Here is an 18679-nt window from a genome sequence, read left to right on the forward strand (position 1 = left end):
GCCGTGTCACGAGCACGATCCCCGGCGCCCCCCCCCCCACCCCCGGCCCCGCCCCCGCCGCCGCCGCCCCCGCCACCGCCACCGATCCAGCGAACTCCACGAGGACCACAGATGACTGACACCAGCGACACCACCGACGACGCGCCCGGCTACGCCGATGCGCTGCGCGAACTCGACAGCATCCTGCGCGAACTCGAAGGCTCCGACGTCGACGTCGACCATCTCGGCGAGCGCGTCGCACGCGCATCGGAACTGATCACGGTGTGCCGCGACAAGATCAGCAACGCCGAACTGCAGATCCGCCAGGTCACCGCCGACCTCGACGCCGCCGCCGACCTCGCACACCAGCCGGGGTCGGACACCGACTGACGACCGTCGTCCGAGACCGATCGACGTGTTTCGGCGGTCGTCGAGCGGCACCGTGAGTAGCCTCGCCTGCAATGGCCGGAGCTCCCGCATCACTTCGACGCCTCGCCGAGCGGGTCGACGCCCGACTCGACGAGTTCCTGGCCGCCGAACGCGACCGGTGGGCGTCGTTCGACCCGGAACTGGCCCAACCGATCGACGAGATCCGACGTCTGGTGCTCTCGGGGGGCAAGCGGCTCCGACCCGCGTTCTGCCACTGGGGGTACGTCGGCGCCGGCGGTGCAGAGAACGACCAGGTCGACGTCGACGCCGGTGCCGCCTTCGAGTTGATGCACGCGTTCGCGCTTTTCCACGACGACGTGATGGACGATGCCGACTCGCGTCGCAACCAGCCGACCACCCACACGGTCGCCGCAGCGGAGCACGCCGAGAAGGGTTGGGCGGGCGAGTCGCGCCGCTTCGGCGAGGGGGTGGCGATCCTCGTCGGCGACCTCGCGTTCGTCTATGCCGACCAGTTGCTCGAGGAGGCCACCCCGCAGGCGGCGAGGATCTGGAACGAACTCCGCATCGAACTGAACATCGGCCAGTACCTCGACATCCTCGGTGGCGTGAGCAGGACACGTGACGTCGTGCGGTCGGAGCGGATCTGCCGGTACAAGTCCGGCAAGTACACGATCGAACGGCCACTCCACCTCGGCGCCGTGCTCGCCGCTCCCGAGCGGATGGACGAGCTGCTCCCCCATCTGAGCAACTACGGCCTGCCGCTGGGCGATGCGTTCCAGATGCGCGACGACGTCATGGGAGCGTTCGGCGACGAGGCACTCACGGGCAAGCCGGTCGGCGGCGACCTGATCGAGGGCAAGCCGACTCCGCTGCTCGCACGCTCGACCCGCCTCGCCACCGACGTCCAGCGCGAAGTGCTCGAACTCGTCGGCGACCCCGACATGTCGCCCGAGACGGTCGCTCGGATCCAGCAGGCGATCGTCGACACCGGCGGGCTCGCCGAACTCGAAGCGCACATCTCGAGTCTGACCGAGTCGGCTGTCACGTCGCTCGACGCAGCACCGATCACCGAGGTCGCCAAGACTGAGTTGGTGGAACTCGCCGAATTCGTCAGTCAGCGCACCGTCTGATGGCGGGCCGTCACCCGTTCTCCGGTGAGTCTGCGTCGCCCCAGCGCCGAGGGAGCCTCACCGGCGGCCCGCATCCCACCCGAGCAGTGAGTCTGCGTCGGCCTCGGGGCGACGCAAACTCACCGCTGCGCGGTTGGAGCGGATCATGAAGGTCGTCGTCATCGGAGCGGGTCTCGGCGGCCTGTCGGCCGCAGCGCACCTGACCAAGCGCGGCCACGACATCACGATCGTCGAGCGCGAGGCGATCCCCGGCGGTCGTGCCGGGATGATCCGCTCCCACGGGTTCAGCCTCGACAACGGCCCGACCGTGCTGACCATGCCCGACCTGTTGGAGGAAGCGTTCACCGCGTGTGGCGCGACGATGGCGGATCACGTGACGATCAAGCCGGTCGACCCGATGTACCGGGCCTGCTACGCCGACGGATCGACGCTGATGGTGAAGCACGGGCGCGAGGCGATGACCGAGGAGATCGCCCGCTTCGCGAACCAGAAGGAAGCCGACGCGTTCGGCCGTTTCTCGGACTGGCTCGAAGGCCTGTACAAAGCCGAGATGCGGTCGTACATCGACACCAACCTCGACTCGCCGCTCGATCTGATCAAGCCGTGGCGCGACGGCCTGGCGATCCTGAGGATGGGTGGATTCGGCAAGCTCGACAAGAAGGTGGCCTCGTTCTTCGACGACCAGCGCCTGCAGCAGATCTTCAGTTTCCAGTCGATGTATGCCGGCCTCGCCCCGTACGAAGCGCTCGCGATCTACGCCGTCATCACCTACATGGACTCGGTCAAGGGAGTGTTCGTCCCCGAGGGCGGCATGCACCAGATGGCGGCAGGCCTGGCGGAGGCGGTCGAGAAGGCCGGAGTGAAGATTCGGTACTCGTCGCCCGTCTCGCACATCGTGCGGCACTCGAACGGCACGATCCGTGGCGTGCGCATCGGTACCGGCGAGGGTTCCGAACTGGTCGAGGCCGACGTGGTCGTGTGCAACCCCGACCTACCGGTCGCGTATCGCGAACTCCTGGGTGACGTCGAGGCGCCGAAGAAGGCGCGCACCGGCAAGTACTCGCCGTCGTGCCTGCTGTGGGTCGCCGGCGTGAAGGGTCTGCCGCCGGCCGATGCCGCGCACCACAACATCCACTTCGGGCAGGACTGGGACGGCTCGTTCAAGGCGCTGATCGAGGACGGCGTGCGGATGCCCGATCCGTCGATCCTCGTGACCCTCCACAGCCTCGACGATGCCTCGCTCGCCCCCGAGGGTTGCAGCAGCATCTACGTGCTGGAGCCCACACCGAACCTGAGCGGCACGATCGACTGGTCGAGGGAGCGCGACCGGATCATGGGCACGCTGCGCGACAAGGTCACCTCCCTCGGGTATCCGACCGACGTGGTGGTCGAGCAGGTCTACGACCCTCAGGACTGGGAGCGGATGGGGATGGAGCAGGGCACACCCTTCGCGCTCGCCCACACGTTCTTCCAGACCGGACCGTTCCGACCGAACAACGTCGACAAGCGCGTCCCCGGCCTCGTGTTCACCGGATCGTCCACGCTTCCGGGCGTCGGTGTGCCGATGGTGCTCGTGTCGGGCAAGCTCGCCGCCGAGCGCGTCGACCAGTTCGCCGCCCGCTGACGGCGGAATCTCCGGCCGGTCCACGCATCCACGTGGTGTCAGACACCAGATGACGCACTCGCTGATCTGCGAGCGTGTCGAAGCATCCTCACGGCTCGTCGCAGGGAGCGCTCTACGATGCTGACGATGCGTGTGTCGAACCTCCTCCGTCGCAAGCCGCCGGTCCCGACGACGCACCTGCTCCCCACCGGTCCGGTCACCCTCGACGAGAGCTACGCCCTGTGCAAGGAGTTCAACAAGCGCCACGGCACCACGTACTACTGGTCGACGAAAGTGCTCCCGCGGGTCAAGCAGCACCACGTGCACGCGCTCTACGCCTTCGCGCGCTACGCCGATGACATCGTCGACGAGATCGAGTCCCAGGGTGGGCGCGACGTACCGACCGAAGTGCGTGCGTCGACCCTGAAGGACTTCGGCGACCGGTTCTTCGACGACCTCGACGCCGGGAAGTCGAACGACCCCGTCCTCAAGGCCGTGGTGCACACCGTGCGCGCATTCGACATCGACGTCTCGGCGTTCGAGCGGTTCCTGCGGTCGATGACCATGGACCTCACGATCGAGTCGTACGAGACGTGGGACGACCTGCTCGTCTACATGGACGGCTCGGCTGCGGTGATCGGCGAGATGATGCTCCCGATCCTCGAGCCCTCCGACTACGACGTCGCACTCCCCCACGCCCGAGACCTCGGCAACGCATTCCAACTGACGAACTTCCTGCGCGACATCGACGAGGACCTCGACCGCGGTCGTCAGTACGTGCCACTCGAGGACTCCCGCAAGTTCGGGGCGGACCTCACCGAACGTCGGGTCACACCCGAGTTCGTGGAACTGATGCGCTTCGAGATCGAACGATGTCGCGCCCTCTACCGCTCGGCGGAGATCGGTGTCTCGATGCTCCCCGACCGGTCGGCGAAATGTGTCGATGCCGCCCTCACGCTGTACGGACGGATCCTCGACAAGATCGAGGCCCGGCAGTACGACGTGTTCGAGTCGAGGGCATCGGTGTCGACGGTCGAGAAGGCGCGACTCGTCGCCTCGATGCTGCGATGACGCCGGAGAACGAACCGCCCGCCGGCCGTCACACGGAGAGGACCCGATGACGGGATTCGGACCCGAGCGGACGGCGAACCGGTGGGCCGACCGGGTGGCCGCCGCGGCCGGGGTCGTGACGATCGCCGGGATGATCGCGACGCCACTGGTCCCGCAACGTGGGCAGGCTCGCCGAGTGCTGTCGAGCGTGGTGGTCGCCTCGATGTTCGCCACGTCGACCGCCAATGCGGTGAGGCGGTGGGGCACACGGCGATCGGGCGGTGCGGCGGGCGCGACCGCCGTCGCGACCGGCGTCGTCGAGAGGGTCGGCACCCGGACCGGACTGCCGTTCGGCCGGTACGCCTACACCGACGCCCTCCGACCCCAGATCGCGCACGTCCCCGTGATCGTGCCGCTCGCCTGGTTCGGGATGGGGCTGCCGTCGCGCGAGGCCGCACACGCTGCGCTCGGTCCGCACTCGACTCCGGCCCGACGCATCGCACTCGGTTCGGTGGCGATGACCGCATGGGACCTCTTCCTCGATCCGCAGATGGTCGGCGAGGGCTACTGGGCATGGGTCAAGCGAGGTGCGTACCGCGGCATCCCGCTGTCGAACTTCGCCGGTTGGTTCCTCACCGGACTCGGCATCATGGCCCTCTTCGAGTGGTTGCTGCCACCGGCGCGACGCGAGCCCGATGTTCGACTCGTCGGTGAGTACGGGTACATGTCGGTGATGCAGACGCTCGGCTTCGCCAGATACTTCCGCGACCCGCTGGTGGCGACCGTCGGCGGTCTGGGCATGATCCCGATCGCCCTCACCGCAGCATCCAGGTTGGTGCCGGGCACCAACCTGTCCCTGTCCCGTTCGCAACGACCCCACTCGAACGGCGGAGCGCGATGAGTCGGCACGTGGTGGTCGTCGGCAGCGGCGTCGGGGGGCTCGCCTGTGCGATCCGGTTGCGCGTGGCCGGACACCGGGTGACCGTGCTGGAACGCAACGACGTGGTCGGTGGCAAGCTCGCACTGTTCGAGCGTGACGGGTTCTCCTTCGACGTCGGCCCGTCACTCCTCACGCTGCCCCACGTCCTCGACGAAGTGTTCGGCCTGGCGGGCACGTCGCTCGCCGAGCAGATCGATCTGGTCCGTCTCGATCCGCAGTTCCGCTACTCGTGGCGCGACGGCTCGACGCTCGACGTCCACGACGATCCCGTCGCGACCGCCTCCGCATTCGATGCGTTCACACCCGGTGCGGGGAGACAGTGGCGCGACTTCGACGACCGCGGTCGCGTCGTGTGGGACGTGTCGGAGAGGACGTTCTTCGCCGGCCCGATGTCGGGTCCACTTTCGTTGTTGAGGCGGATGGACTCGCCGGCCGATCTGTTGAAGATCGACGCGCTGCGCACGCTGCGCCGCGCCGCACGCGACTCCTTCGACGACGATCGCCTGCGACAGTGGGTCGGCCGGTATGCCACCTATTCCGGCTCGTCGCCGGCGAAGGCCCCGGCCACCTTGGCGTGCATCCCCCACATCGAGTCGCGGTTCGGATGCTGGTACCCGATGGGAGGACTCCGCGCGCTGCGCGACGCATTCGAGCGCGTGGCTCTCCACATCGGTGTGGAGATCCGGACGTCGTGCGAGGTCACGTCGATCCTGTCCACTCCCGACCGGGTCACCGGGGTCCAACTCGCCGACGGAACGTACATCGACGCATCGATCGTGGTCGCCAACGCCGACGCCCGACACCTCTACGACGACCTCCTCCCCGACGAGGACGCGCTCGCCAAGGTACGCAGGGCGCCACGGTCGACGAGCGGCTTCGTCCTGTGCATCGGCGCCCGCGGCAAGACGCCCGACATCCTGCACCACAACGTGTGGTTCTCGGGAGACTCCTTCCAGGAGTTCCGTGCGATCGATGCCGGCCAACTGGCGATGGATCCGACCATCTACGGATGTGTGTCGTCGACCACCGACCCGAGCCAGGCTCCCGAGGGTGACGAGAACTGGTTCCTGCTCGTCAACACCCCACCGGGCGTCGAGGTCGACCGCGAGGCGTATCGGGACACGGTGCTGGAACGACTCGCCGACCACGGAGTCGACCTGCGGCGCCGGATGAAGTTCTGTGCCGTGATGACACCCGGCGACATCGAGCACAACTACCGGGCTCCGGGCGGTGCGATCTACGGCTCGTCGTCGAACGGACGACTGACTGCGTTCCTGCGACCGAAGAACCGCGGCACGAAGGACGGTCTCTATCTCGTCGGAGGGTCGAGCCACCCGGGTGGAGGTCTGCCGCTGGTGACGACGAGCGCCCGCATCGTCGCCGACATGGTCGCGTCCGACCTCCGATGACGGTCGGTCGAGTGTGAGGAACATCGTCACATGACGCCGTTGCGATCACGACGTCGTGGTGCTGCCCGACTCCGACGGTGGGCTCGTCTCCCGGACCCGGGATCGGGCACCGCGACCAGGCTGCTCGGATGGTCGTCGATCGTCGTGCGTGCCGGAGCAGGCGCCGTGGCGATCTCGCATCTCGCGCGAGCGGCTCGGACCGCGCCTCCCCTCTCGGCAGTCGTCCCCTCCGCCGCCCACCACGGCGACTCGGATGCCGTCTCGATCAGCGTCGTCGTCCCTGCGCGTGACGAGGCCGGGCGGATCGGTCCACTGCTCGACGCCGTCGTCGGAGCGCCGGGCGTGGGCGAGGTGCTCGTCGTCGACGACCAGTCGAGCGACGACACCGCACGTGTCGCGACCGCTGCCGGAGCCCGTGTGCTGGACGGATCACCGCTTCCCGCAGGGTGGGCGGGCAAGGCGTGGGCGCTGCAACAGGGGATCGAAGCGGCATCCGGCGACTGGGTCGTGACCCTCGACGCCGATGCCCGTCCCGACCCTGCCCTCGCCACCGCCGTCGTTGCCCGTGCGCGCGCCGACGGCGTCGACTTCCTCACCGTCGGGGGACGATTCGAGTGCCCGACGCCTGGAACCCGGTGGCTGCACGCGTCGATGCTGACGACGCTGGTCTACCGATTCGGTCCACCCGGAGCGGCGGGACGACACAGGGCGAAGCCCGACCGGATCATGGCGAACGGTCAGTGCATGACGTTGCGGCGATCGGCGTTCCTCGATGCCGGCGGGATGTCCCTGGTGGCCGGTGAGGTGGTGGAGGACATCGCACTCGCCCGGCGTCTCGCGGATGACGGCTGGAGCGTCGGCTTCCTCGACGCCGCCGACCTGCTCACGGTGCGGATGTTCGAGTCACTCGGCGACACGTGGACCGGATGGGGCCGGTCGCTCGCACTCCCGGGCGTCGAACCGCTCGGACGTCAGGTCGTCGACCTCGCCGTGGTCGCCCTCGCGCAGGCGATGCCACTCCCCCGACTGGCGATGCGACGCGGCGACGTCGTCGACGTCGTGCTGCTCGCCAACCGGTTGGGCACGCTGGTCGGCACCCGCAGCGCGTACGACCGCATCGACGCCGCCTACTGGGCGAGCCCACTCGCCGATCTCGCTTCGGTGGCGGCGATCGCTCGAGGCATCTTCCGCCGCGGACCTCACACGTGGCGCGGGCGCACCTACGACTGAGCTGCAGCCCGACGTCGATCCTCGACCGCAGCCATGGCGAACCGCACCCCGATGAAGGTCATCAGGACGCCGGTCGCCGCCGTGCGGAACGGCCCGTCGATCACGATCTGGACGAAGGGGAGGGCGATCATCCCCGCCTGTGACGCACGGGCGAACGATCGGGTGATCACGAAGACGACGAGCAGGAGTACCACAGCGAGCAGCGTCGGCACCGTCGTGGCCACGAGCACCGTGCCGACGAAGGTCAGGATGCTGCGGCCGCCGGCGAATCGGGAGAACACCGGGAAGGCGTGGCCGATCATCGCCGCACCGCCGGCGACGTACGCCACGCCCCACATGCCGTCGTCGGCGAGGAGCGCACCGACTCCCGCAGCGGCGAGGCCCTTGGCGACGTCACCGACGAACACCGGAACCGCAGCCTTGCGCCCGAGTGTCTCACGAGCGTTCCAGAAGCCGGGGTTGCGGTCACCGACGTCGCGCAGATCGACCTTCGCGCGTCGGCGAGCCACCACGTTCGCGATCTGGATGCACCCGAGGAGGTAGCCGACCACGATCGCCACGGCGACGTCGATCGGCGTCGAGGTCAGGTCGGCGAGCCAGGTCATCGCAGCTCAGCTTGGCGCATTCGTCCGCCGCAGTCGCGAACAGCCGTGATCAGGAGGGTGAGTGGATCTTGGGCGCTCGCGGGAGCAGGTCGGACAGCACCGCACGCTCCGTCACCCCGTCGGTGTCGACAGCGATCACCACCAGGTCGGCGCCGCCGATCTCGAGCGCCACCTGGAGGCATGCGCCGCAGGGGAAGGTGAGGTCTCCTCCCGTCCGTTTCGAGCACAGAGCGAGCACCGCCGGCTCGATCCCATCGGTGACGGCGGTGAAGATCGCGACGCGCTCGGCGCACATGGCCAGGCCGAGCGACACGTTCTCGATCAGGACGCCGCGTCGCACCGCGCCGTCGAGCGACACGACCGCGGCCCCCATCGGAAAGTCGGAGTAGGGCGAGTACGCGTCGTCTCGTGCGGCGGTTGCCGCCTCGACGGCGAGGTCCGCGAGTTCGTCCATCGACAGTGGCATCTCGCATTCGTACCACGCCGACTCCCCGTCGGATCGCACCGCGAATCCGACCTGGCGGCCGCCCATCGCTCGCGCTGCAGACCGCGACCGCGTTCGATCGAGTACGTCGATCCTCGCGGCCGGTCGTGCGGTTCGCCGGGTGCGGAGGCACGATTGACGGCGATGGCCCGCATCGCATCGTTCCACCTCGTTCGCGAGTCGCGTTCGAAGATCCCGTTCGTCCTCGCACGGCTGGGCCTGGACCGCGCCCGGCTCGATCGTGTCGACGGACTCGCGTTCTGGCGACTTCTCGGAACGGGTCGCGGCAACGACACCGGACCGGGCGCCGACCTCTCGCGCTCTGCGGTGTTCGCAGTGTGGAACGAGGAGTCCGACCTCGACGACTTCCTCGGCACCCACCCGATCGCCCGCCGATGGGATCACGCCGCCGAGTCGTGGCACGTTCGACTCCGGTCGCTGGGCGGTCACGGCCGATGGCGTGGAGTCGACCCGCTCGACGGGATCGAGAAGGGCGAGCGTGGCGGGCCGGTGGCGATCATCACCCGCGCCGACGTCCGCCGGTCCGCAGGCCGTGCGTTCGGCCACGCTGCCCGTGAGGTGGACGCCGAACTCCACACCGCGGCCGGACTGATCGACGTGGTGGGGATCGGCGAGGCGCCGATCGGCAGGCTCGCCACGTTCAGCCTGTGGGAGTCGATGGATGCGGCCAAGGCGTTCGCGTACGCAATGCCCCGGCACCAGCAGGTCATCGATCAGACCCGCGCGGGCAGCTGGTATTCCGAGGAGATGTTCGCCCGCTTCGAGCCGTACGGATCGATCGGGAGATGGGACGGTCGTGATCCGCTGGCCCGGCGCTAACATTGCGGGCGCTGTGGCTCCGGTCGCAGCGGTTGCCCAGATAGCTCAGTTGGTAGAGCAACGCACTCGTAATGCGTAGGTCCCGAGTTCGACTCTCGGTTTGGGCTCTGAGAAACACCTGGTAGATCGGTGTTTTTGCGAGTAGCTGCGGTTGACCGGAAATGTCAACCAAGCAGCCAACCAAGCTTTTCGGTGTACGGTTTCCACATGCGGGGATCGCTGCGTCAGCGTCATCCAGGAAACTGGGAACTGATTGTTCAGCTGTCGCGTGACCCTTCAACCGGTCGCCGCAAGCAATTGAGCCGGACTCATCTCGGCACCAAACGCGAGGCTCAGCGTGCTCTCGCGGCGCTTGTGGCCGACGTGTCGGCAGGCAAGATCTCGTCGTCAGCAACGACGCTGCACGAGTTACTGCACCAGTGGCTGATGGTCGTCGACGACCAACTCTCGCCAACCTCGGTTCGCGAGTACCGCCGCTTGGTCGACAAGAAGATCGGACCCGACCTCGGCAAGCTCCGCCTCAGCAAGGTCACGACACAGCGCCTCGACAGCTACTACTCGGAGCTCATCCATGCAGGCGGACTGTCGCCAGCGTCGGTCCGCCACGTTCACGCGGTGCTTCGCGGTGCACTTGGCCAGGCCGTGAAGTGGGGATGGATCCCGACGAACCCGGCGGTGAGTGCGTCGCCACCCAAGATCGTTCGCAAGGAGATCAGGCCGCCAAGTGTTGCGGTCACTCGACAGCTGCTGGATGCCGCCGACGAGCACGACCCCGAACTCGGGACCCTGTTGCGAGTACTCGCCGCGACCGGCGCACGCCGTGGCGAGGTGTGCGGACTGCGGTGGTCCGATCTCGACACGGGCTCACGGACGCTGTCGATCCAACGATCGGTCGCGTCCATCGCAGGTGGCACCATCGTCAAGGACACGAAGACCCACGCCGCCCGACGCATCGCACTCGACGACGACACAATCGACATCCTCGAACGACAACGAGCCCGACTCGAGCACCGCGCCGAGACGTGCGAGTTGGCCTTCAACCAGGACGGCTACGTGTTCACCACGACTGCCGACGGCACCGACCCACTGCATCCCGACACGATCACCGGAGCGTTCAGTCGGGTCTGTCGGTCGCAAGGGGTGAAGGGCATCCGCCTCCACGACCTGCGTCACCTTCACGCCACGCAACTCCTGGCCGCTGGCGTGCCGGTCCGAACGGTGAGCGGCCGACTCGGCCACGCCAACGCGTCCACGACGTTGAACGTGTACGCACACTTCCTCGAAGCCAGCGACCGCGAAGCCGCAGACGTCATCGGGAACCTGCTGGGGCCGTCCGAGTGACCCGATCAGCCAGCAGCTACCCAGGGAGTACCATCGTCGATATGTCGGACGCAGTTGCGCACGACGACGATCAATCCGAGCTGATCGTTGTCGGCCCGAAGGATGCGATCCGACGGGCGCGTCCGCTCCCGCCCTTCGGCCAGATGGGAATCGAAGACCTCACCGACGAGGAGTCGGACGCCTTCATTGCAGCCCTTGAAGCGTTGTGACCGCGAACGCGGACCTTGCCGTCGTCCTCGACACGATGGCGATGTCCGCGATCGTGAATGAGTCGAACAAGCCGGACAGGTCGCTCGACGTCCGCAAGGTGATCGGCGATCGTCGCGTCGTCGTCTCGTTCGTCACGGTTGCCGAACTCCGGTTTGGAGCGATCAATGCCGGATGGGGCGAGCTACGACAACGTTCGCTCGAACGTCGAATCAAAGCGGTTACCGTCATCACTCCCGATGACCGGATGATGACCGGGTGCGCCGAGTTCCGCCTGCTGTGCGAACGGAGCGGCCACGCTCTCGCCCAGAAGGTCCACGAGGCTGATCGATGGATCGCAGTGTCCGCGCGCTATCTCGATGTCGACCTGGTCTCGAACGACAAGGTGTTCGAACAGGCGCCCGGCCTGGCCGTCGTCCGCACTCCCCCTGCCTGAGAGCCAGAACGCGCCTGCCGCGCGCTCCGCTCGCGATGACCCTGCCCCCCCCCTGAGCCATCGATGTCCCGTTCTGGACGCCCGCCCGCCTTTACGTCAGTAGCGGTCGTGTATCGAAGATTCTCCGTTTCGCCTTCGAGCGAACCGTTGGGGTGCACCGGCCGTCATCCACGACGGCTCGAAGGAGGTGCACAGCATGAACGATTCGATCGATGCCACCGGCCAGGTCGGTGTGCCCGATCTGCTCGGCGTGCCCGAAGCGGCCGCGTTGCTCCGCGTCGGGCTCACGTTTGCCTACGAGTCGACGGCACGGTTCATCGCCACAGGCAGCAACGACGAGATCCCCGCCATCAAGGTCGGGCGCCTCACTCGAGTTCCACGTGTGGCCTTGGAGCGCTTCATGGGCGTTCCGATCACGTGGCCGATTCCCGTCGTCGCCATGCCGGCGGTTCGCCCGTCGGAGTCCGTCGGGTCTGGTGTCTCGTCCTCGCGTGCCGCTGGTCCTCGTCGTCGGCCTCGGCCGGCTCCGCCTCAGTCCGCTCCTCGGTTGTTCGAGTCCTGAGTCCGTGTTCTCTCCAGGTCGTGTCGTTCGTCGGGTTGCTTGTTCCAGACATTTGCACCAGGGTGATCGTGCGGGGGTCGTGTCGTGTTGACGGTCGGCAAGGTCCTCCCCGGCACCGCCGACTACTACCGGTCGGCGGTCGTGGCCGGTGTGGAGGACTACTACGCGGGTGACGGTGATGCGCCGGGTGTGTGGGTTGGTCGGTGTGATCTGGTGGGTGCTGTCGCTGGCAGTCTGGCGACTGCTGTTGACTCCAAGTTGTTGCTCGAAGCGAAGTGCGCTCCCGACGGGACGCGGCTCGGGAAGACGACGGTGTCGGAGCGGTCGGTGACGGCGTTCGATCTGACGTTCTCTGCTCCGAAGTCGGTGAGTCTGCTTCACGCTCTGGGCGGACCGGAGGTGGCGGCTGCGGTGGATGCGGCGCAGACGGCTGCGGTGGAGCAGGCGATCGAGTCGATCTCGTCTCGGATCGGTTTCACGCGTACCGGTCATGGCGGTGCGGCGGTGGTGGACGCTGATGGTGTGTTCGGTGTGCGGTATCGGCATCGCACGAGTAGGGCGTTGGATCCGCAGCTTCACGATCATGTGTTGGTCTCGAACGCGGTCCGCACGGTGTCGGATGGTGTGTGGCGCACGCTCGACGCCCGTGGTTTGTATCGGAATGCGAAGGCGGCTGGCGTCGAGTTCCAGGCGTTCCTCCGAGCCGAGCTGACTGCCCGGTTGGGTGTCGCGTTCGACGAGGTCGACGCGAATGGTCAGGCCGACATCGTCGGCATCGATCAAGAACTGCTCGACGAGTTCTCGACTCGGGGCGTCGACATCGAGACGGCGCTCGATGACTGGACGGCCGAGTTCGTCAACCGCGAGGGCCGCAACCCGACATCGGCTGAGGTCGGCAAGGCGCACAAGACGATCACGCTCGCCACACGACCTGCCAAACCCGACGACGCCGGCCTACCGACAGCGACGCTGCGCGCCGGGTGGCGCGCCCGAGCCGACCGGATCGTCGATGTCGATCGTGTCCTCGATCGTGTGCTCGCACATGTGCCTTCACCTGGGGTGATCGTGTGTCCGCGCGTCGATGAGGTGCTCGAGGCGGTGGAGACACGACATGGCGAGTGGTCCGAAGCGCAGCTGATCGAGCAGATCGCGATGCGCACGACCGGCCCCGACTCGCGCACGATCGCGGACACGATCGAATCGGTACGCGCTGAGGCGATGGCCTCGGGCGCAGTGGTCGATTTGTGTCCGCCGGTCGAGCCGGGCGACATCGTTCGTGTGTCGGATGGGCGCCCGGTCGGGTTGGCGCCGTCGGCGGTTCGGTACACCACGAGCAGTCATCTGCGTCGTGAGGTCGAACTCGTCGAGTGGGCGACGACCCCGGCAATGGCAGGCCATCAACGACGCGAGCCGAAAGGCGATGCCTTGGCGGGTCTCGATGCGAGCCAGGCCGAAGCAGTGACCGCAATGCTGGCCACGACGCGCCCGGTTGTCACGGTCGTCGGACCGGCCGGTGCGGGTAAGACACGCATGCTCGCCGCCGCTGTGGACTCGTGGCGACACGCCGGCATCGAGGTGTTCGGGGTCGGGCCGTCGGCATCGTCGGCCCAGCAGCTCGCCGACGGCGCCGGAACGCCGGCGGACACGCTCCACAAGCTCGTCTACGAGAATCACACGAAATGGGTCGAACGGCGCGAGCTCCCGGACTGGGCATGGGCGTTGCCGGCAGGGTCGATCGTGATCATCGACGAAGCCGGAATGGTCGACACCCGACTCCTCCATACCTACGCACAGATGGCACAAGGAAAGAACTGGCGGACGATCCTCGTGGGGGATCATCTCCAGCTCGACTCGGTCGACGCCGGCGGCATGTTCGCCGAACTCGTCGAACACCCCGACGTGATCACCGCTGAGCTCGACACACTCCACCGCTTCGACCTCGACTGGGAAGCCGACGCATCACTCCAACTCCGCGACGGTGACACCGCGGCGGTCGTCGCGTACGACGACCACGACCGAATCCACGGGTACGGCGGCGAACAAGCTGCGATCGAGGCAGTCATCGACGCAGCGTTCGTCGGCAACGTCGAGGGTCGAGATGTGCTCGTGATGGCACCTACCAACCGGGTGGTCGAGCAGATCAACGAGACCATGACCGACCGGCTCCTCGCCGCCGGCCATCTCGATCCGGGCAACGCAATCCACATCGGAGGACGCAGATTCTTCGTCGGTCAGCCGGTCGTGACCCGCGCAAACGACCGCCGGCTCACCCACGGACCCGATGAGAGGGAGTGGGTGCGCAACGGCGACCGTTGGACCGTCCTCGCCGGAACCCGAGACGAGCTGTACCTCGAGCATCGAGACACCGGCGCCCGACAGGCGCTTCCAGCCAGCTACGTCGAGGACGGTCACGTGGCCGTCGACTACGCGTCCACGATCCACCGAGCCCAAGGCGCCACCGTCGACGAAGCACACCTCGTGCTCTCCGAGCACACCGACGCCAAACAGCTCTACGTCGGAACGACCCGCGGCCGCACCGCCAACCACATCCACACCCACCCGCCAGCCATCGACGACGACCACCACGGCCCGAGCGTCGCAGTGGCCGAGTGGACGCCGACAGACGCCGTGACCGCAGCACTTCAACGAGCAGGTGCGAACAGCACAGCACTCAAGCGACGCCGACAGCTCCGCGACGAGGTCGCCAGCGTCCGATCACACGACGTCGACTCAGCGTCGACTGCAGCGCAACAGCGACTCGCCGCACTCCGAATCCCACGGCGCAGCACAGGTCGAACCCTGTGAATCGACAGGGCACGGATCGCCACACTGCACATTCTTGAGCGCCTCCCCGAGCACCGACGTGCCGTTCTGGAGCGCTGCGTCAGGCCTCGCCGACATGTTGATATGCGTAGCTCCGACGACGCTGTGATGCCGTGCGTCACCTCCGAATGCGTCGCCTTTCCGGCGGTCACACCAGTTCAGGGACTGTTCTGATCGCACGGAGTTTCGGACCCGTCGGAGTTGAGGATTCGGATTGTGTCGAGGTCCGTGATGCTGGTTCCTGTGAGATCGACCAGGCCGGCGGACCAATCTGACAGCGTCGTCGGCATCAGGTCGACAGCTTCGTTAGCTCCATCAGCGAGGTCTACTTGCGCGGTCCGGTCTCCGCGCGCGAACACGAGGGCGTAGCTGCGACCGGTTGCGTCGTAGGCGAGGAACACCCCGCGTTCTCGACACATCACCGATGAGGAATCGGCGATGAAGACCTCGGCGGTGGCCGAGAAACCTCCGTACTCGCCTCCCCAGTTGTTCGTCCCGACTTGGACCGCGGCGACACGACCGTCGAGCCAGTCGAAGCGGGCGAGTTCGACGACGCCGCTGTCAGCAATCGACGCGTCCAGGAACCGGTCGGCATCAAAGCCCGCATTCACCGGGTCGACTGTCGCATCGGAATTGGGGAAGAGGTACGAACGAAGCTCGGCACCCAACGATTCGGTGTCGTCTGCGAAAGCCGACACCTTCCAGAAGTCGTCATCGACTGCGAGGCTTACGCCTCCTGAACCGTCCAACGGTCCAGGGCATCCACCGCTCTGCAGCAACTCGACGAACGGCTCTGCGTCGTCGATCCAGCCGTAGCGGCTCCGTACCTCGACGCATCCGCCGGTCTCGTTGACCTCAATGTAGTCGAGTGACCGATTCGCCAAGAGATAGAGCTTGTCGATTGCTGGGAGCTGATCCGAGCGCAGTAGTCGAGGCAACGGGAGCAGCGGGTCGTCGATGTCGCCAACATCGACGGTGGCGGCGAGGTCGGACACGGTGACGGGTTCAACGCCAGCCGAAGAGTCCGACACTTGTTCTGGATCGACGGTGACCGCAACCTCTGTCGTTGCGGCGAGGTCATCGGGAACGTTGAGCACGACCGAGCACTGATTCGCCCACTCAGACGTCGTCTCACTTCGACCGGCGTACGCCTCGATTTCGTCCTGCGGCACGGCGTCCAACTCCAACGGAATGGCGAACGAACCTGCCCCAGAAACTGTTGCGGTGCCACCCCACCCGGTTGCGATGTCGCCCGTGCGAAGTTGCAACCCGATCTCGAGCATGACCGGATCGGTCACGTCGCCGTCGGGTTCCCATCGAACGTCGAACTCGAAGGCGCCTGGTCCGCGCCAGCGACAGGCCTCCAGTTCGAGGTCGCCAGACGCCGATCGATCAGCGACATTGAAATCCTCCCACGGCTGCCAATCGACCAACACGCTTCCCGAAACGGTTTCCGCAGCCGAGACATCGATCGCGACCGCCGAGTCGTTTACTGGTGTGGCCACCGTCGGCTCGACGTCGACTTCCGAGGTCTCTGGCATTGCAACGTTGGATTCGTCCTCGATGCGCTCTCCACACGATGCGCCGACCAACATCACCGCGCCGACAAGGAACCCGGTCGCGAAGCGCATCACTCATTCGACGCTACTGACCCCCGATCGGTTCCCGCTGCATACGGTTCGTCACCCGCGACCCTGATCAAGGAACGCGAATCTGGAGCGGGGTGGCGCCCTCCGACGTGCCGATGCAGAGCGGTTCCCGGGACGAATGATCGCTGTTGATATCGAGTGGGTGCCGACCTCAGCGCGTGTGCCAGTGGATCGACGGTGGCTTGATTGTTCCGCTCGCGGGTTGACCCTTCGGGTTGGTTGCCTGCAGCTCGGCCATCAGGGGTTGCCCGTTGTTGACGGAGACGTCAAGGAGGGCGACGGGGATGCTGTCGAGCTTGATCTTGGCGCGGGCGAACATGACGAACGGCTCGGAGGGATCCGGCAGGCCCCAGGCGAGGTAGACGAAGCGATCGCCGTGACGACCGTGAACGTGTTTGCCGGCGAAGTCGACGCCCGAGTTGGCGGTCCGGATGATGTCGATCGTGGTGTGGAACTCGGTGGTGACGCACGCTGGGCGTGGATCGTCGACGTCGTGTCGGGACTGCACTCCGAACAGCACGCCGTCACCGGCGGTGAAGGGCGGGTCGAGCGCAACGATCGTGACTTCGAGTGGGATCCGTGTCGGGGGTGTCATGTGCCCGGCCTGCTTCCTTGCACGCCTGCGTGGATCAGCACGTCGATGATGGCGGTGTGCCCGGCAGCGTTGGCGAGTTGCCACGGGGTTTGTCTGGATCGACCGACCGGCCGGTTCAGGTCGACGCCGAGTTCGGCGAGGAACCGCATGCGGTTTGGAAGGCCGCGGTGGGCGGCGACTTCGAGTTCGTCGTCGAGCAACTGATCGGGGGCGGTGAGTCTGGTGCCGAAACGTTGGTACCAGGGTCCGTCTGTCGGTGTTCCGAGTCCGAACTCGACAAGCAGCTGCAGATGGGACGCGTCGTCGTGAGCGGTGCCGGCGAGTCCGTTGTTGTAGAGAGCCTGTCCGTCGTTCGGGTCGGCGCCCGCTTCGAGCAGGAGCCGTGCGAGTTCGGTGGCGTCGTGATGGGGTGCTTGGTCGGCTTCTCCGCGACCGAACGCTCCGGTGAGCGCGGTGAACGGCGGTACGAGGCCGTGCCATAAGTACCCGGCGTTCGGGTCCGCACCCGCGTCGAGCAGCACCTGAGCGGTCGCGAGGGTCGACCGGGCTGGGTCGGAAGAATCGAGGCGGGAGTAGCAGCAGTACAGCAGCGGCGGCCAGCCATTCGGGCCGCACGGCTCATTGACGAGCTTCGGATCCTGTTCGATGAGTTCGGTCATCGCCCGGTGGTGTCCACTCACGGTGATCGCGGCGATTGATGCGGTTGCGAGATCAGGGTGAGCGACGAGCATGCTGCGAGCCAGTTCGGTTCGGGCGGACGGATCATGGTCACCGTTGTAGGAGACGCACGCGAGCGTCACCAACCGATCGACGTCGTCGTCCGGGTCTACATCGGCTGGGTCGGGCCGCGTGAAGGCGTTGACCAGTCCGACCTGGTCGCGCAGCTTTGTCCAGCTCGCGAAGCCGTAAAGACGTGCGACGACCAGTTGCGCATCCGAACGCTTGAATCCGACCGTCGCTTCCTCTGACGCCGTGGCGAAGCGAGGATGGAACTCGCGGATCAGATCAAAAGCACCACTGTCGCTTGACGCGACGAGTTCCTGGACCAACTTGGCTTGCTTCTTGAGGTGTTCGAACGAAGCGTTCTCGGGCAGTGGGATTGATGGCACGATGGCCCCTTTCGACGCGCCCGTGTCCGCACGATCGGGCCCGAAAGAGGATCATCGAGACACGAACAACACTGCTCAGGTGGGCTTCGCCCTTCCCGCGGACCGGTAGCGCCCTGAAACGCTGAGCCGAGACTACGCCACGAGCACCACGAAATCGGGCGCTTCGGATTTCAGCGTGGGTTGATGCCGAGGATCGTCCAGTCGGGTTTGCCGGCGTAGAGCAGGGATCGGGTGCGGTAGTTGGTCCAGTTCGTGATCCCGAACGCCACCCTCTTCACTCGCTTGATGAGGTTGTTG

General features: G+C 66.7%; 18 protein-coding genes and 1 tRNA gene. 14 read left to right on the forward strand and 5 right to left on the reverse strand.

All coding sequences use genetic code 11. From position 1 onward, the window contains the following. Positions 1 to 111 precede the first annotated feature (111 nt). The 7 genes from xseB (at position 112) to ABJK40_RS08705 (ending at position 7731) form a co-directional block, all read left to right on the forward strand. Positions 112 to 369, forward strand: a complete 258-nt coding sequence (gene xseB / locus ABJK40_RS08675; RefSeq protein ID WP_348482985.1) for an exodeoxyribonuclease VII small subunit — start codon at positions 112 to 114, stop codon at positions 367 to 369. A gap of 71 nt (positions 370 to 440) precedes the next feature. Next, positions 441 to 1499 carry a polyprenyl synthetase family protein gene (locus ABJK40_RS08680; RefSeq protein ID WP_348482984.1) on the forward strand — a complete coding sequence of 353 codons (1059 nt, stop codon included), beginning with the start codon at positions 441 to 443 and terminating at the stop codon, positions 1497 to 1499. A gap of 145 nt (positions 1500 to 1644) precedes the next feature. Beyond that, positions 1645 to 3123, forward strand: a complete 1479-nt coding sequence (gene crtI, locus ABJK40_RS08685) for a phytoene desaturase family protein (RefSeq protein ID WP_348482983.1) — start codon at positions 1645 to 1647, stop codon at positions 3121 to 3123. 126 nt (positions 3124 to 3249) lie between these two features. After that, complete coding sequence (locus ABJK40_RS08690; RefSeq protein WP_348482982.1) at positions 3250 to 4173, forward strand: phytoene/squalene synthase family protein; 924 nt, start codon at positions 3250 to 3252, stop codon at positions 4171 to 4173. 46 nt (positions 4174 to 4219) lie between these two features. Further along, positions 4220 to 5053 (forward strand): carotenoid biosynthesis protein, encoded by an 834-nt coding sequence (locus tag ABJK40_RS08695; protein WP_348482981.1) that lies wholly within the window; start codon positions 4220 to 4222, stop codon positions 5051 to 5053. Next, on the forward strand, positions 5050 to 6501 hold the full coding sequence (gene crtI, locus ABJK40_RS08700; protein ID WP_348482980.1) for a phytoene desaturase family protein: 1452 nt from the start codon (positions 5050 to 5052) through the stop codon (positions 6499 to 6501). The genes ABJK40_RS08695 and crtI (ABJK40_RS08700) overlap by 4 nt, the downstream gene beginning before the upstream one ends. Before the next feature lie 30 nt (positions 6502 to 6531). Then, positions 6532 to 7731, forward strand: a complete 1200-nt coding sequence (locus ABJK40_RS08705) for a glycosyltransferase (protein WP_348482979.1) — start codon at positions 6532 to 6534, stop codon at positions 7729 to 7731. On the opposite strand, the gene ABJK40_RS08710 is transcribed toward ABJK40_RS08705, so the two are convergent. Both ABJK40_RS08710 and ABJK40_RS08715 read right to left on the reverse strand, forming a co-directional pair. Then, positions 7722 to 8336, reverse strand: a complete 615-nt coding sequence (locus tag ABJK40_RS08710) for a glycerol-3-phosphate acyltransferase (protein WP_348482978.1) — start codon at positions 8334 to 8336, stop codon at positions 7722 to 7724. The two genes, ABJK40_RS08705 and ABJK40_RS08710, sit on opposite strands and share 10 nt — an antisense overlap. 49 nt (positions 8337 to 8385) lie before the next feature. Continuing rightward, positions 8386 to 8802 (reverse strand): cytidine deaminase, encoded by a 417-nt coding sequence (locus ABJK40_RS08715; RefSeq protein ID WP_348482977.1) that lies wholly within the window; start codon positions 8800 to 8802, stop codon positions 8386 to 8388. A gap of 162 nt (positions 8803 to 8964) precedes the next feature. Between ABJK40_RS08715 and ABJK40_RS08720 the strand changes: the two genes are divergently transcribed. The 7 genes from ABJK40_RS08720 to mobF all read left to right on the forward strand — a co-directional run bounded on the left by ABJK40_RS08720 (position 8965) and on the right by mobF (position 15011). Then, positions 8965 to 9660 (forward strand): spheroidene monooxygenase, encoded by a 696-nt coding sequence (locus ABJK40_RS08720; RefSeq protein ID WP_348482976.1) that lies wholly within the window; start codon positions 8965 to 8967, stop codon positions 9658 to 9660. 34 nt (positions 9661 to 9694) lie between these two features. Continuing rightward, positions 9695 to 9767: transfer RNA gene (locus ABJK40_RS08725), tRNA-Thr, on the forward strand. 100 nt (positions 9768 to 9867) lie between these two features. After that, positions 9868 to 11001 (forward strand): tyrosine-type recombinase/integrase, encoded by a 1134-nt coding sequence (locus ABJK40_RS08730; RefSeq protein ID WP_348482975.1) that lies wholly within the window; start codon positions 9868 to 9870, stop codon positions 10999 to 11001. Positions 11002 to 11042: 41 nt separating this feature from the next. After that, entirely contained in the window at positions 11043 to 11210 is a 168-nt protein-coding gene (locus ABJK40_RS08735; RefSeq protein WP_348482974.1) for a hypothetical protein, read from the forward strand. Further along, positions 11207 to 11644, forward strand: coding sequence for a PIN domain-containing protein (locus tag ABJK40_RS08740; RefSeq protein ID WP_348482973.1), 438 nt, complete (start codon positions 11207 to 11209; stop codon positions 11642 to 11644). Before ABJK40_RS08735 ends, ABJK40_RS08740 begins: the two co-directional genes overlap by 4 nt. Positions 11645 to 11840: 196 nt before the next feature. After that, positions 11841 to 12206 (forward strand): helix-turn-helix domain-containing protein, encoded by a 366-nt coding sequence (locus ABJK40_RS08745; RefSeq protein ID WP_348482972.1) that lies wholly within the window; start codon positions 11841 to 11843, stop codon positions 12204 to 12206. Between the two features lie 84 nt (positions 12207 to 12290). Then, on the forward strand, positions 12291 to 15011 hold the full coding sequence (mobF, locus tag ABJK40_RS08750) for a MobF family relaxase (RefSeq protein WP_348482971.1): 2721 nt from the start codon (positions 12291 to 12293) through the stop codon (positions 15009 to 15011). Positions 15012 to 15187: 176 nt separating this feature from the next. Here mobF and ABJK40_RS08755 read toward each other — a convergent pair whose 3' ends face one another. The 3 genes from ABJK40_RS08755 to ABJK40_RS08765 all read right to left on the reverse strand — a co-directional run bounded on the left by ABJK40_RS08755 (position 15188) and on the right by ABJK40_RS08765 (position 18382). After that, positions 15188 to 16465 (reverse strand): hypothetical protein, encoded by a 1278-nt coding sequence (locus ABJK40_RS08755; protein WP_348482970.1) that lies wholly within the window; start codon positions 16463 to 16465, stop codon positions 15188 to 15190. A gap of 364 nt (positions 16466 to 16829) precedes the next feature. Continuing rightward, entirely contained in the window at positions 16830 to 17273 is a 444-nt protein-coding gene (locus ABJK40_RS08760; protein ID WP_348482969.1) for a DUF5990 family protein, read from the reverse strand. Further along, entirely contained in the window at positions 17270 to 18382 is a 1113-nt protein-coding gene (locus ABJK40_RS08765; protein WP_348482968.1) for an ankyrin repeat domain-containing protein, read from the reverse strand. Before ABJK40_RS08765 ends, ABJK40_RS08760 begins: the two co-directional genes overlap by 4 nt. Positions 18383 to 18679: the final 297 nt, after the last annotated feature.

The sequence above is a fragment of the Ilumatobacter sp. genome (assembly GCF_039969435.1).
Classification (GTDB): domain Bacteria; phylum Actinomycetota; class Acidimicrobiia; order Acidimicrobiales; family Ilumatobacteraceae; genus Ilumatobacter_A.